Consider the following 14,194-nt stretch of genomic DNA (forward strand, 5'->3'; position numbering starts at 1 on the left):
CACACACGTGACTGAGATCGAGATCGGGCGCGGCAAGCGCGGCCGCCGGGCGTACGCATTCGACGACATCGCCGTCGTCCCCAGCCGTCGTACGCGCGACCCGAAGGAGGTCTCGATCGCCTGGCAGATCGACGCCTATCGCTTCGAGCTGCCCTTCCTGGCCGCCCCCATGGACTCGGTCGTCTCCCCGGCCACCGCGATCCGTATCGGCGAGCTGGGCGGCCTGGGCGTACTGAACCTCGAAGGCCTGTGGACGCGGTACGAGGACCCGCAGCCGCTGCTCGACGAGATCACCGAGCTGGACGCGGAGACGGCCACGCGCCGCCTCCAGGAGATCTACTCCGCCCCCATCAAGGAGGAGCTGATCGGCGCCCGCATCAAGGAGGTGCGCGACTCCGGCGTGGTCACGGCGGCCGCGCTCTCCCCGCAGCGCACGGCCCAGTTCTCCAAGGCCGTCGTGGACGCGGGCGTGGACATCTTCGTGATTCGCGGTACGACGGTTTCGGCGGAGCATGTCTCCGGCTCGCACGAGCCGCTGAACCTGAAGCAGTTCATCTACGAGCTGGACGTCCCGGTGATTGTCGGCGGCTGCGCCACGTACACCGCGGCCCTGCACCTGATGCGCACCGGCGCGGCGGGCGTGCTCGTCGGCTTCGGCGGCGGCGCGGCGCACACCACGCGCAACGTGCTGGGCATCCAGGTCCCGATGGCGACCGCTGTCGCGGACGTGGCCGCTGCCCGCCGCGACTACATGGACGAGTCCGGCGGCCGGTACGCGCACGTGATCGCGGACGGCGGTGTCGGCTGGTCCGGCGACATCCCCAAGGCGATCGCCTGCGGCGCGGACGCCGTGATGATGGGCTCCCCGCTCGCGCGTGCGACGGACGCGCCGGGCAAGGGCCACCACTGGGGCATGGAGGCCGTCAACGAGGAGCTCCCGCGCGGCAAGAAGGTCGACCTCGGCACGGTCGGCACGATCGAGGAGGTCCTGGCGGGCCCGTCGCACACTCCGGACGGCTCGATGAACCTCTTCGGCGCGCTTCGGCGGGCGATGGCCACGACCGGCTACAGCGAGCTGAAGGAGTTCCAGCGCGTCGAGGTGACCGTCGCGGACTCGCAGCACAAGCGGTGACGTCGAGCTGAGCTTGCGCGAAAGGGCCCGTCCACCCAGGTGGACGGGCCCTTTCCCGTACGGATTCCCATACGGACACCGGCGTGATCAGGCCGCGGCCTTCTTGGCGCCCGAGAACGCGGCGAACGCGCCGATCGCGAGGAACAGGAACGTCATCGCGTCGGCCGTCTCGCTCCAGCCCTCGGTCAGCAGGCCGAAGTGCTCGGTGAACATCGTGGTCGCGGAGATGCCCGCGATGTCGGCGCCGATCATCGCGATGCCGATGAGCTGGCCCAGGTAGACGGCGCCCAGGGACAGGGCCGCGCTCACCACGGGCAGCACCGGGTTGGCGCCGCCGACCTTGCCGGCGGCGAAGCCGATGAGAAGGCCGACGCCGACCGCCGCGTAGCCGATCTCGTACTCGGTGGCCCCGACGATGGCGCCGTAGACGCCGGCCGCGACCAGAGCCACGACGACTGCGGCGACCAGACCGAGCCCGATGTTGTTGCGCACCGGCGCGGGCGCGGGTGCTGCTGGGGCCGGCGGTACGGCGCCCGCCTGAGCGGCGAACGGATTGCCGTCCGCCGGCTGCTGGGCGTACGGGTTGCCTTCGACCGGCTGCTGCTGCGGCGGCGTGGCTGACTCGCTCATGACAGAGATCCCCCCATGGGACGTGACTCCGGGCGCGTCGGACGGTCCGGATGGTGAAGCAGAGGTGCGTGCGCACGAGTGTGCGACTGGATGGGGGGAGGTTAGCAGGCGCCGGTGGCCGAGCTACCTGCCTTTTTGGCTCAGGGGCGGTGCAGCCCTTTGGGGGTCCAAGTGGCCAGGTGGGGGCGCGTTTTGCGGCAAGGGGGCGCACGGTTGCGTTCGGGGCGAATACGCGTCTGACAGTCGTATCGGGGCGTTAGTGTCCTTGATCGGCGACCCAATTCTCTTGGGCGCCCCCTTCCAAGGAGCACGAATCCGGACCCCGGGCGTCGGGGCCCGGCCCGAGTTCCGACGTGCCGTCTACCGGGTCAATGGGCGGCGTCGTGGAAGGGGGCGCCTATGGGCCGCCACCGCAAGCCCACCCGCTGGGACCGACTCCGTCTGCGGATGGTGAAGTGCCGGAGGAGGTGGATCTTGCGGATTTTCGGATGGTGAGCGGCCGCCCCCAAGAGAGGTAGGGGCGGACACTCCGTGAACCATCCAGGAGCCTGCCGCAGTGACCCCTGCGGTGGGCTCCACCTTGTTGGTGGGATGGTGAGCGGCCGTCCCTACGAGAACTAGGGGCGGGCACTCCATCGTCCATCCACGAGCCTGCCGCAGTACCCGCTGCGGTGGGCTCCACCTGTTTCTGTACGGTACCGGCGCGGAGCGCCCCGTGCCACCAGCCCCAGGGGCTCGGTCCACCCCGCGCGCCCCCCTTCACAACCGATGCGCCGCCCCCGTAGGCGTAGCCCCCCGTGTGTCCAGCAGTAGCTGTGCCTTCACGGACAGGGCCTGGAGGTCGTACGTCCGGTGTTGCTGGAGCAGGATCGTCAGGTCCGCGTCGGCCGCCGCCTCGTAGAGGGAGTCGGCGCGCGGGACCGGGCGGTCGAGGACGCTCCAGGACGGGATGTGGGGGTCGTGGTAGCTGACGGAGGCGCCCAGTTCCATCAGGCGGATCGCGATCTCCTGGGCGGGGGCGGCCTGTTGGTCGGCCAGGTCGGGCTTGTAGGTGACGCCGAGGAGGAGGACGCGGGCGCCTCGGGCCGATTTTCCGTGCTCGTTCAGCAGGGTCGCGGCGCGCTGGATGACGTAGCGGGGCATTCGGCTGTTGACCTGCTGGGCGAGTTCCACCATGCGCAGGGTGCGGCCCGCGTGGCCGGTCAGGTCCTGGGGGACGGCGTGGCCGCCGACGCCGGGGCCGGGGCGGAAGGCCTGGAAGCCGAAGGGTTTTGTTTCGGCGCAGCGGATGACGTCCCACAGGTCTACGCCCAAGTCGTGGCAGAGGACGGCCATTTCGTTGACGAGGGCGATGTTGACGTGCCGGAAGTTCGTCTCCAGGAGCTGTACGGTTTCCGCTTCGCGCAGGCCACGCGCGCGTACCACCTTGTCGGTGAGGCGGCCGTAGAAGGCGGCGGCCGACTCGGTGCAGGCGGGGGTGAGGCCGCCGATGACCTTGGGGGTGTTGGCCGGGGTGAAGTCGCGGTTGCCGGGGTCGACGCGGCTGGGGGAGTAGGCGAGGTGGAAGTCGCGGCCGGCGCGCAGGCCCGAGCCCTCTTCGAGAAGAGGGCGGAGGAACTCCCCGGTCGTGCCCGGGTGCACGGGTGACTCCAGGATCACCGTGGTGTGCGGGCGCAGCCGCTGGGCCAGGGTGCGGGCGGCCGCCTCCACCTGGCTGAGGTCGAGTCCGCCGTCCGCGCCCCGGGGCGTTGGTGCGCAGATGACGGCGGTGCGTACGCGGCCGAGTTCGGCCGGGCTGGTGGCCGGCCGGAAGCCCCCCGAGAGCATCCGGCGCACTTCGGCGGGGGTGAGGGAGCCGCCTTCCGGCCCGGTCTTGTAGCCGACCGTGGGGATGCCGGCGGCGACGGCGGCCTGGGCCAGGGGCAGGCCGAGAGGACCGAGGCCGATGACGGCGAGATCAGCGGGCATGGCGTGGGCCGTCCTTCCCAATAACCGAAGCGGGACAGGTGCGCAAGCCCTGTGGACAGAACGGGCGAGCGCAATGTCAGACTAGGAGTAAATATGACCGATATGCGGGATTGGTCGGCTGTGTTTTCTCGTGGGTCCGTGAATGTTGTCCACAGGCTGGGGGTGAGTGGTGGCTGAAGTCGGGCAAGCCGGTCAGAATTTGGGCAGGGGGAAACGAACCGGTCTCGCCACGGGTGTGGCCGGCGCGACCTACAGCGGGAGGCAGCGGTGAGGACAGCGACACTGGGGCCGGAGCAGCGGGCCGAGTCACTGGCGGGAATGGCCGAGCGCGAACTGGATGTGCTGGTCGTGGGCGGCGGTGTGGTCGGTGCGGGCACCGCCCTCGACGCTGTGACCCGCGGCCTGTCCACCGGACTGGTCGAGGCACGCGACTGGGCCTCGGGCACCTCCAGCAGGTCGAGCAAGCTCATCCACGGCGGACTGCGCTATCTGGAGATGCTCGACTTCGCGCTCGTACGGGAGGCGCTGAAGGAACGCGGGCTGCTGCTGGATCGCCTGGCGCCGCACCTGGTCAAGCCCGTGCCGTTCCTGTACCCGCTCCAGCACCAGGGCTGGGAGCGCCTGTACGCCGGTTCGGGCGTCGCGCTCTACGACGCCATGTCGATGGCCCGTGGCCACGGGCGGGGCCTGCCCATGCACCGCCACCTGAGCCGCCGTCACGCCCTGCGCGTCGCCCCCGCCTTGAAGAAGGAGGCGCTGGTCGGCGCGTTGCAGTATTACGACGCCCAGATGGACGACGCCCGCTATGTGGCGACGCTGGTGCGCACGGCCGCGTCGTACGGCGCGAAGGCTGCCAACCGCGCGCGCGTGACCGGATTTCTGCGGGAGGGGGAGCGGGTCGTGGGGGCCCGGGTGCAGGACGTCGAGGCGGGCGGCGAGTACGAGATCCGGGCCAAGCAGGTCGTCAACGCCACCGGGGTGTGGACCGACGACACCCAGGCGATGGTGGGGGAGCGGGGGCAGTTCCACGTCCGGGCCTCCAAGGGCATCCACCTCGTCGTGCCCAAGGACCGCATCAACTCCTCGACCGGGCTGATCCTGCGCACCGAGAAGTCCGTGCTCTTCGTCATCCCCTGGGGCCGGCACTGGATCGTCGGGACGACGGACACCGGCTGGGACCTCGACAAGGCCCACCCCGCCGCGTCCAGCGCGGACATCGACTATCTGCTGGAGCACGTCAACTCGGTGCTCGCGGTGCCGCTCTCGCGCGACGACGTCCAGGGCGTGTACGCGGGGCTGCGTCCGCTGCTCGCCGGGGAATCGGACGCCACCAGCAAGCTGTCGCGCGAGCACACCGTGGCGCATCCGGTACCGGGGCTGGTGGTCGTGGCTGGCGGCAAGTACACGACGTACCGGGTGATGGCCAAGGACGCGGTCGACGAGGCGGTGCACGGGCTCGACCAGCGGGTCGCCGAGTGCGTCACCGAGGACGTGCCGCTGCTGGGCGCGGAGGGGTACCGGGCGCTGTGGAACGCGCGAGCGCGGATCGCGGCGCGTACCGGACTCCATGTGGTGCGTGTGGAGCACCTGTTGAACCGGTACGGCTCGATGGCGGAGGAGGTCCTGGACCTGATCGCCGGGGACGCCACGCTGGGCGAGCCCCTCCAGGCCGCCGACGACTATCTGCGCGCCGAGGTCGTGTACGCCGCCTCGCACGAGGGGGCCCGGCACCTGGACGACGTGCTGACCCGGCGGACGCGCATCTCGATCGAGACGTTCGACCGGGGGACGCGCAGTGCCCGGGAGGCGGCCGAGCTGATGGCGCCGGTGCTGGGCTGGGACAAGGACCATGTGGAGCGCGAGGTCGAGCACTACGAGAAGCGGGTGGAGGCCGAGCGGGAGTCCCAGCTCCAGCCCGATGACCTGACGGCGGACGCGGCGCGGTTGGGGGCGCCGGACATCGTGCCGTTGTAGGCATCACCGGTATCACGGCACCATCGGCGTCACTCGAACGAGTGTCGCGAACCGGGATCTTTTTCCGGAACTCGGCCGTTCTACGAGGTGCGGGGGCAGAACTCGGCGGCGAGCAGGGCCGGTTCGAGGTCGGGGTCCGCTACCGCGGTCGTGTTCACGCGGAAGGTGAGGACACGGCGGCCGTCGACGGTGGCTGCGGTGCGCACGTAGCTGCCGGTTATTCGGCCGTTGTGCCCCCACACCGTGATGCCGCACGGCAGTTTCACAGGGAAGAGCCCCATGCCGTACACGCCGTGTGTGGTGTGGGTGTCGCGCATCTCGCGCAGCCAGTGCGGGGGCAGGAGTTCACCGCCGAGCAGGGCCGAGTAGAAGCGGTCGAGGTCGGCGAGCGTCGTCACAAGCTCTCCCGCCGCGCCGGCGACCCGCGGGTCGAGATCGGTGACGTCGGTTCCGTCGGCGGTGTAGGCGCGGCCGTGCGGGGAGGGAAGCGTGGTGCGGGATCCGGGGAAGGAGGTGCCCGTCAGGCGGAGGGGAGAGAGGATGCGGCGCTCGGCTTCGGTGGCGTAGGAGTGGCCGGTGACCTGCTTGATGACCATGCCGAGCAATACGTAGTTGGTGTTCGAGTAGTAGTAGCGGCCGGGGCCGGCCGGAGGGTGGGTGAGTGCGATGCGTACGGCTTGAAGCGGGGAGAGGGGGACCAAGCCCTTGGTGTTCACGGTGAAGTCGTTCAGGCCGCTGGTGTGGGTGAGCAGGGAACGCAGGGTCATCGTGCGTCCGTCGTTGCCGCTTCCGCGCACCAGGCCGGGCAGGTGCTGCTCCACGGTGTCGGACAGGGAGAGCCGGTGTTCCGCGGCCAGTTGGAGGACCACCGTCGCGATGAAGGTCTTCGTGATGCTGCCGGCGCGGAAGTGGTCGACGCGGGCGATTTCCGGCCCGGCTTGGGCGTAGTGGGTGCCGGTTTCCTCGCGGGCCAGCAGAGCCGTGGCCGGAGCTTCGCCCCCTGTGACCAGCAGCGGGAGGATCGTGTCCGTGGGCGGGGTGGTGGAGCGGGCCTGTGAGGCGGTCGGGGCCAGGCCGAGGAGTGCCAAGGACACAGCTATGGCCAGTAGTGTCCGAAGCGGCGGCATTTTCCGGGTCCTCCCTTGTCAGCCCGTGGCGGCCCATCATGCAGGGCGGCGGAACGCGGGCGTCACTCGGTCCCCGTCCGTGCGGCCCCTGTGCTCGGTGAGGGGGCCCCAGGGCGTCGGGCACTTGTCGGGTGAGGGACAATGGAGGCTCTGTCAGGGCGGGTTGTTTGAGGGGACGCATGTCGGAGGCGGAGCGGGCGGGAGCATCCCGTCAGGACAAGAGCGGTCGTCTCCTCGCCGGGCGGTACCGGTTGGGAGCAGTGCTCGGCCGCGGCGGCATGGGCACGGTGTGGCGTGCCGAGGACGAGACCCTGGGCCGGACGGTCGCGGTCAAGGAGCTGCGGTTCCCGTCGAGCATCGACGAGGAAGAGAAGCGGCGGCTGATCACGCGGACGTTGCGCGAGGCCAAGGCGATCGCGCGGATCCGCAACAACAGCGCGGTGACGGTCTTCGACGTGGTCGACGAGGACGACCGGCCGTGGATCGTGATGGAGCTCGTCGAGGGCAAGTCGCTCGCCGAGGTCATCCGTGAGGACGGGCTGCTCGAACCGAAGCGCGCGGCGGAGGTGGGCCTCGCGATTCTCGACGTGCTGCGGTCCGCGCACCGCGAGGGCATCCTGCACCGCGACGTGAAGCCGTCGAACGTGCTGATCTCCAGGGAGGACGGCCGCGTCGTCCTCACCGACTTCGGCATCGCGCAGGTTGAGGGCGACCCGTCCATCACCTCGACGGGCATGCTCGTCGGCGCGCCCTCCTACATCTCCCCGGAGCGTGCCCGCGGGCACAAGCCGGGGCCGGCCGCCGACCTGTGGTCGCTGGGCGGGCTGCTGTACGCGTCGGTCGAAGGCGTGCCGCCGTACGACAAGGGGTCCGCGATCGCGACACTCACGGCGGTGATGACCGAGCCGCTGGAGGAGCCGAAGAACGCGGGACCGCTGAAGGACGTCATCTACGGCCTGCTCAACAAGGATCCCGACCAGCGGCTGGACGACACGGGTGCGCGGTCGATGCTCAACGCGGTGATCTACGCGCCCGAGCCCAAGGAGGTCGAGCCCGAGCCGCCCGCGGACGCCACGAGGGTCGTGCCGTTGCCGGCGCAGCCGGACGAGCCGGCGGACAAGGGGAGTTCGGCGGGGGCCGGGAGCAAGCGGGGCGAGGAAGCGGGCGAGCGGCTGCGCGGGGCGCTGCGGTCCATGCGGAAGGCCGCGGTGTCGGTGGGGGCTGCCACTACGGCGGGTGCGGCTCGTACCAAGTCCGGGAGTTCCGGCAGCTCCGGGAGTGATGCGGCTGGTTCGGGGGGCGGCGGTGCCGTGTCGGCGGGGGCGACGGAGGCGGCTGCTTCGGCTTCCGCGCCGGCTGCCCCGTCGGCTCCGACTGCTTCGGCCAGTCCGCCTGCGTCGTCGGCTCCGGCTGCTTCGGCCACTCCGTCTGCCCCCTCGGCTGCTTCGGCATCCGTGTCGCCGACTTCGCGTGCGGACTCCGGTCTCGGGGATCGTGACCGTGAGTCGGGTGGGCAAGGGGCGAACGCCGGGGCGGGTGTGCGTAGTTCGGGGTGGCCCGTTGTGCCGCCGCCGGATCTGCCGCCGAGGCCTGTGCCGAGGGCGCCGCTTACCGATGTGGTGCCTCGGCGGACGTTTGTGATCATCGCCGTGATCCTGGTGCTCGCGGTGATCGGTACGGTGCTGGCCCTCACGCTCGGTGGCGACGAGAGTGACTCCGACGGGGCCAAGGGCAGCAGCGGTGGCGGCAAGGCCGTGGCCAGTGCCAGCGCGAGTGCCAGTACCAAGGAGGACACGGGCGACAGTGCCCGTACGGACGGTGGTGAGTCGGCCTCCGCGGCGGCGGGCGGGTCGTCGGAGAGCACGCCGAGTGCCAGTGTGAGCGCGTCCGGTGGCAGTGGTGCCGTGGCGGACAGTGCGGTGGTGAAGACGCACCAGGGCAGTCAGGGGTACTCGATCGGGCTGCCCGCCGGGTGGAGTTATCAGTCCGCCGGGTCGGCGGGGGACCGGTTCACCGGGCCCGACGGGCAGAAGCTGCTCATCGCCTGGACGACCACGCCGAAGGACGACCCGGTCGCGGACTGGAAGAACCAGGAGCGGTACATGACGCGCTCCGGGTACAAGCGGATTCGAATAGAGGAGGTGGACTACCGCGGCTGGAACACGGCCGACTGGGAGTTCACCTACACCGAGAGCGGGACGAAATACCGCACCATCGACCGTGGATTCGTCGTCAACGACCATCTCGGATATGCCTTGATGTACACCGCGAAAGCCTCGAACTGGGGCACTGAGCTGCGCAAGAGCACGTGGCAGACGCTGGCGAAGACCTTCGAAGCCAAGTCGTGAAGTAGACGTGCGGTAGACAGTCCGGGGTTTGGGGCAGGACTTCTGGCATCAACTCTTTGCGGGTTGCCAACGGCACGTATCGTGAGTGGTTGCGGACCGTACGCATCCAGGTATGTATGCAGAACGGGGCGCAAGGCGAACGGAATTGACCAACCGGGCGGCCGGGGGAGGCAACGTGGACGACTATGCGGGTCGGGTTCTCGCCGACCGCTACCGCCTGCCGTTGCCGCCGTCGGATGAGTACGAACTCACCGAGACACGCGCCTTCGACACCTACAGCGGGCAGGAAGTCCTGGTCCGGCAGGTGCCGTTGCCGGAGGTCGTCGAGGCGGAGGTGCTCGACTCGGAGGGGCTGCCCGACGGGTTCACCGCGCGGGACCGTGGAGCGCGGGAGCGCGGGGCACGACGGCCCCCGGCGCGGGCGGCCACGCGGCGGCCCACCGATCCCGCGGTACGGCGTGCGGTCGAGGCCGCGCAGGCAGCGGCCCGCATACCCGACCATCCCCGGCTCGACCAGGTCTTCGACGTGTTCGCCGAGGGCGGTTCGCTGTGGATCGTCAGCGAGTTGGTGTCCGCGCGGCCGCTGGCGGCACTGCTCGCCGAGAAGCCGCTGACGCCGTACCGGGCGGCCGAGGTCGCCTCCGACGTCCTCATGGCGTTGCGGGTGCTGCACGCGCACGGCTGGGTGCATCGGAACATCACCGCGCGCACGGTGCTCGTCTGCGACGACGGCCGGGTGATGCTGACCGGCTTGGCGGTCGGGGCGGCGGAGGAGGCGCTGTGCGGGTACGACCCGGTGCCGGTCGAGGACGGCGGCGAGGCCCAAGGTCGGCAGGGCCAGCACGGCCGGCAGAGTCAGCAGGGTCAGGGGTACCCGCCGGGTGGGGGCAGTGGCGGTGGCTCCGGTGCCGGGCGTGCTGAGCAGCGGCCTGCTCTCGGGGGTTCCGGTGGTTTTGGCGGTGCCGGTGCGGTGGATCCCGATGCCGCTCGGCGGGCCGCCATCGAAGCGCGTGAGGCCGGGGGGTTGCCGCCGGTCGACGGAGTGGGCAAGTCGCGGGGGTCGGCCGAGCTCGCCCCCCGGGCCGTTGACACCGGTGGGGACATCCGGGCGGCGCGTGCCGGGGCGATCGCCGCGTATCGCGCGGGGGCTCGGGCCGCGGCCCGGGTTCAGGAGGCTCAGCAGGGCGGGCGGGCGGCTCTGCCCGGCCCACGGCCCGGCCCGGACGGAGACCAGGCTCCGCGTGCCAACGGCTCGGCACAGCAGTCGTCGTACACCCCCGGAAACGGACTTGAGCAGCCGCCCAGCATCTCGCCGCCGGGGCAGATAGCCGACCCGTACGGTGTGCGTCCCGGCGGTGCCTCCTGGCATGGGGCCGCGCCTCGTGGCGGGGTCGGCGGTGCCGCTCCGGTGGTGGGGAACGGGCAGGGACACGGGTCTGGGCAAGGACATGGGCCGGGGCCGGCGGGTCCTCCGCCGGGAGCTCCGCCGCCCGGAGGCCTGCCGCCAGGGGCCCTTCCGCCCGGCGGGGCAGGTGCCGGGACACCGCCCGGCGGTGCGTCCGCCTTCGGCGCAGACCTGGGTGCCAGCACGCCCGGTACCACTCTGAACCCCGATTACGGCATGCCCGGCACCAGCACTGGCCACGGCGTCGGCTACGGCACGCCCGCCCCCGGTACTCCTACCCCCGGTGCCCCCGCCCTCAGTGGCGCCCCCTCCCCGTCCGCTCCCGGCAACGCCTCCTTGGCGCCGACCAGTTGGGACGAGCTCGTGGCCGGTGCGCCGCCCGCTCGGCGTGGGCCGGCCACCGCGCTCGCTGCCGAGAGGGCGCGGCAGGCGCGGATGACCGTGGTCGGACCGGTGACCGAGCGGTGGGCGCCGGAGCAGGCCGGGCCCGTGCACGAGAACTGGCAGTTGGCCGCGCCCATCGGGCCCGCGACCGACCTGTGGGCGTTGGGGGCGTTGCTCTTCAGGGCCGTACAGGGGCATGCGCCGTATCCCGAGGAGTCGACGGCCGAGCTGGTGCAGTTGGTGTGTGCGGAGCCGCCCGCCTTCGCCGAGGAGTGCGGGCCGCTGCGGCCGGTCGTGGAGTCGTTGCTGCGGCAGGACCCCACCGAGCGGCTGGAGTTCGAGGAACTGCGGGGCTGGCTGCGTTCGTTGGTGCGGTCCGCGCCCGAGCCGGACGCCGGTGCGCAGGTCGTCGCCGCGCCGCCCACCGATCCGCGCCGGCTGCCGATCGTGCGCCGCAAGGGCGAGTTGGTGCGCAGGAGGCGCGCCGGGCTGCCCGCTCACCATGGGCGGCACAAGCGGGCCAAGCAGGAGGTCAAGTCGCCGCGTCGGCTCGGCCGCACCCTGCTTCTGCTGATCCTGCTCATGCTGGCCGCGGTGATCGCGTACGCCCTGCTCTTCATGCCGAAGACCGGCGACAGCGCATCGGACGACACCGGCCGTACGGGGTCGGCGGGCGAGGTGAGTCAGGAGCCCGGGCAGTCGCCGGAGGCGAGCAGTGAGCCCCGGCCCGAGCAGACCTCGCCCGAGGCGAGCAACAGCCCCTCGGAGACGGCCGGTTCCGACCAGACACAGACGACCGGCGGCCCCGACGTCGCCGACGGCTTCACCCTGCGCACGGATCCGGACGGCTTCAGCGTCGCCGTCGCGAAGGGCTGGCAGCGCACGCCCAGGAACGGCAACGCCCAAGTGATCTACTCCAAGGGCGACTTCGAGCTGATCGTCGTGGCCGGCCGGGACACCGTGCTGCAGTACGGCGAGGACCCGATGACGTACCAGCGCGAGGACGAGCGCGAGACCCAGCCCTACCGTGACTCCAGTTGGGCCACCTCCGGCGGGCTGCGGACGATCGAGGTCGGCGGGCGGGTCATGGCCGAGGGGCAGTTCACCTGGACGGCCGGGGACGGCACCGAACTGTTCGTGCGCAATCTCGCGATCCTCATCAACGGGCGGTACCACGTGGTGCAGGTGCGCGGCCCGGAGGCGGAGCGGGACGAGGTGACCCGGCTGTACGAGCAGGCCTCGGCCACCTATGAGTACACCGGCTGACTAGCTGCGGTTAGTACACCGGCTGACTGCCCCGGTTCGCCGGTTCCCTCCCTTTCCAAGAAGCGACAACTGTCACAGTGCCGTCTCCTTGGCACCCCGCTGGTTCCCTGGACCGGGGCCGGTCCTTACGCTGAGCCTGTCAAGAGCATTGCGGGGAAACGTGAATCAGATGCAGGGCCTGCTCATCGCGGGGCGCTATCGGCTCGTCGACTCCATCGGCAGTGGCGGTATGGGCCGGGTGTGGCGCGCCCACGACGAGGTGTTGCACCGGGCCGTCGCGATCAAGGAGTTGACCGCCGCGCTCTACGTTTCCGAGGTCGAACAGGAGCGGCTCCTCGCCCGCACCCGGGCCGAGGCGCGCGCGGCGGCGCGGATCAACCACTCGGCCGTCGTCACCGTGCACGACGTACTCGAACACGACGGCCGCCCCTGGATCGTGATGGAGCTGGTCGAGGGCAACTCGCTGGCCGACGAGGTCAAGGAGCAGGGGCGCGTCGAGCCGGCGGAAGCGGCGCGGATCGGCCTGTGGGTGCTGCGTGCGCTGTCCGCCGCACACGCCGCCGGGGTGCTGCACCGCGACGTCAAGCCCGGCAACGTCCTCCTCGCCCGCGACGGGCGGGTGCTGCTCACCGACTTCGGCATCGCGCAGGTCGAGGGCGACACCACGATCACGCGTACGGGAGAGATCGTCGGGTCGGTCGACTACCTGGCCCCCGAGCGTGTGCGCGGCCACGATCCGGGGCCGTCGTCCGACCTGTGGGCGTTGGGCGCGACGTTGTACACGGCGGTGGAGGGCAGGTCGCCGTTCCGCCGTACCTCCCCGCTGACCACCATGCAGGCGGTCGTCGAGGAGGAGCCCGCCGAGCCGACACAGGCCGGCCCGCTCGGACCCGTCATCACCGCGCTGCTGGACAAGAATCCAGCCGTACGACCGGACGCGGCCGCGGCGGAGCAGATGCTCGCCGAGGCGGCGGAGGGGCGGCGGTCGAACTCGGCGCAGATGTATGTGCCGACGCAACATGTGCCGACTCGACATGTGGGCCCGCAACATGAAACCGGGTCTCAGCATGGCTATGGGACCGGCTCTCAGCACGGCACCGGGGCTCAGTACTGGAGCGGGGCCCAGCAGGGTTCCGCGGCTCACTACGGTCCGGAGACAGCCACGCCCCCGCACGTCGTGACCGGGGTGACGAACATCGGGCCGTCGTCCTCGTCGGCGGTGGCCGCGCCGCCCAAGAGCCGCCGACTGCGCACGCTCGCGCTCGTCGTCGTCCTCGCCGCGCTCGTCGGCGGCGGCACCGCCGTAGCGCTGCAGAAGTGGGACGAGCACCGGAACAGTTCGGCCACCTCGCCCTCGTCCTCGTCGTCCGCCTCGTCCTCACCGTCGCCGTCGCCCTCCGCCTCGCAGACCTCCCCGGGGAGCGGCGACGGCACGCAGGGCTCCGTACCGGACGGCTGGGTGCAGGTCGAGGACCCCCTGGGCTTCAGCCTCATGCTGCCGAAGGGCTGGACGCGGACGGACGCCACCACCACGGCCGACCTTCCGCAGATCGACTACTCACCCGACGGCGGCGAGCACTTCGTACGCATCGCCGTCGACGAGTCTCCCGACTTCGCCAAGCCGTACGACCATCAGGTCGACCTGGAGCAGCAGCTCCAGAAGCTCGTCGACTACCGGACGGTCCAGTTGCAGGAGAACGTCTACCGCGACCGCCCCGGCTCCCTCTGGGAGTACACATGGACCGCGCTGGCGAAGGACACGGAGTTCCCGGGGCCGCGCCGGGCCATCGAGGAGACGTACATCGCCCGGGACGGCGTCGAGTACGCGATCTACATGTCCTCGCCGGCGGCGGACTGGGCGACGACGAGCACGCAGTTCAGGGCGATTTTGCAGGGCTGGGGGCCGTAGGCCGGGGCGCACCGGGGCCGAGGGGCGCACCACGGGCCTCGCGGAACGCGC

General features: G+C 71.1%; 8 protein-coding genes. 5 read left to right on the forward strand and 3 right to left on the reverse strand.

Annotated elements, in window-relative coordinates:
• Window positions 1-7 precede the first annotated feature (7 nt).
• Entirely contained in the window at window positions 8-1,132 is a 1,125-nt protein-coding gene (locus AC5DRG_RS32415) for a GuaB3 family IMP dehydrogenase-related protein (RefSeq protein WP_491803016.1), read from the forward strand.
• An 87-nt stretch (window positions 1,133-1,219) separates the two neighbouring features.
• On the opposite strand, the gene AC5DRG_RS32420 is transcribed toward AC5DRG_RS32415, so the two are convergent.
• Both AC5DRG_RS32420 and AC5DRG_RS32425 read right to left on the reverse strand, forming a co-directional pair.
• The gene (locus AC5DRG_RS32420) at window positions 1,220-1,762 is read right to left on the reverse strand and encodes a hypothetical protein (protein WP_491803017.1); all 543 of its coding nucleotides are present in this window, start codon (window positions 1,760-1,762) and stop codon (window positions 1,220-1,222) included.
• A 759-nt stretch (window positions 1,763-2,521) separates the two neighbouring features.
• On the reverse strand, window positions 2,522-3,730 hold the full coding sequence (locus tag AC5DRG_RS32425) for a nucleotide sugar dehydrogenase (RefSeq protein ID WP_491803018.1): 1,209 nt from the start codon (window positions 3,728-3,730) through the stop codon (window positions 2,522-2,524).
• Window positions 3,731-3,997: 267 nt separating this feature from the next.
• Between AC5DRG_RS32425 and AC5DRG_RS32430 the strand changes: the two genes are divergently transcribed.
• Window positions 3,998-5,704 (forward strand): glycerol-3-phosphate dehydrogenase/oxidase, encoded by a 1,707-nt coding sequence (locus tag AC5DRG_RS32430; protein ID WP_491803019.1) that lies wholly within the window; start codon window positions 3,998-4,000, stop codon window positions 5,702-5,704.
• 80 nt (window positions 5,705-5,784) lie between these two features.
• Here AC5DRG_RS32430 and AC5DRG_RS32435 read toward each other — a convergent pair whose 3' ends face one another.
• A complete protein-coding gene (locus AC5DRG_RS32435; protein ID WP_491803020.1) occupies window positions 5,785-6,831 on the reverse strand; it encodes a serine hydrolase domain-containing protein in 1,047 nt (348 codons plus the stop codon).
• A gap of 179 nt (window positions 6,832-7,010) precedes the next feature.
• Between AC5DRG_RS32435 and AC5DRG_RS32440 the strand changes: the two genes are divergently transcribed.
• The 3 genes from AC5DRG_RS32440 (at window position 7,011) to AC5DRG_RS32450 (ending at window position 14,143) form a co-directional block, all read left to right on the forward strand.
• Window positions 7,011-9,179, forward strand: coding sequence for a serine/threonine-protein kinase (locus AC5DRG_RS32440; RefSeq protein ID WP_491803021.1), 2,169 nt, complete (start codon window positions 7,011-7,013; stop codon window positions 9,177-9,179).
• 175 nt (window positions 9,180-9,354) lie between these two features.
• Window positions 9,355-12,234: a serine/threonine kinase C-terminal domain-containing protein gene (locus tag AC5DRG_RS32445; RefSeq protein ID WP_491803022.1), complete on the forward strand. Its 2,880-nt coding sequence runs from the start codon at window positions 9,355-9,357 to the stop codon at window positions 12,232-12,234.
• Between the two features lie 169 nt (window positions 12,235-12,403).
• Window positions 12,404-14,143, forward strand: coding sequence for a serine/threonine-protein kinase (locus AC5DRG_RS32450; protein WP_491813220.1), 1,740 nt, complete (start codon window positions 12,404-12,406; stop codon window positions 14,141-14,143).
• Window positions 14,144-14,194 lie beyond the last annotated feature (51 nt).

The organism is Streptomyces sp. JLBG701 (genome assembly GCF_058544905.1).

Coding starts and splice junctions, on each gene's coding strand:
- AC5DRG_RS32440 (WP_491803021.1), top strand. CDS start 7,011: ATGTCGGAGGCGGAGCGGGCGGGAGCATCCCGTCAGGACAAGAGCGGT.
- AC5DRG_RS32425 (WP_491803018.1), bottom strand. CDS start 3,730: ATGCCCGCTGATCTCGCCGTCATCGGCCTCGGTCCTCTCGGCCTGCCC.
- AC5DRG_RS32420 (WP_491803017.1), bottom strand. CDS start 1,762: ATGAGCGAGTCAGCCACGCCGCCGCAGCAGCAGCCGGTCGAAGGCAAC.
- AC5DRG_RS32450 (WP_491813220.1), top strand. CDS start 12,404: ATGCAGGGCCTGCTCATCGCGGGGCGCTATCGGCTCGTCGACTCCATC.
- AC5DRG_RS32435 (WP_491803020.1), bottom strand. CDS start 6,831: ATGCCGCCGCTTCGGACACTACTGGCCATAGCTGTGTCCTTGGCACTC.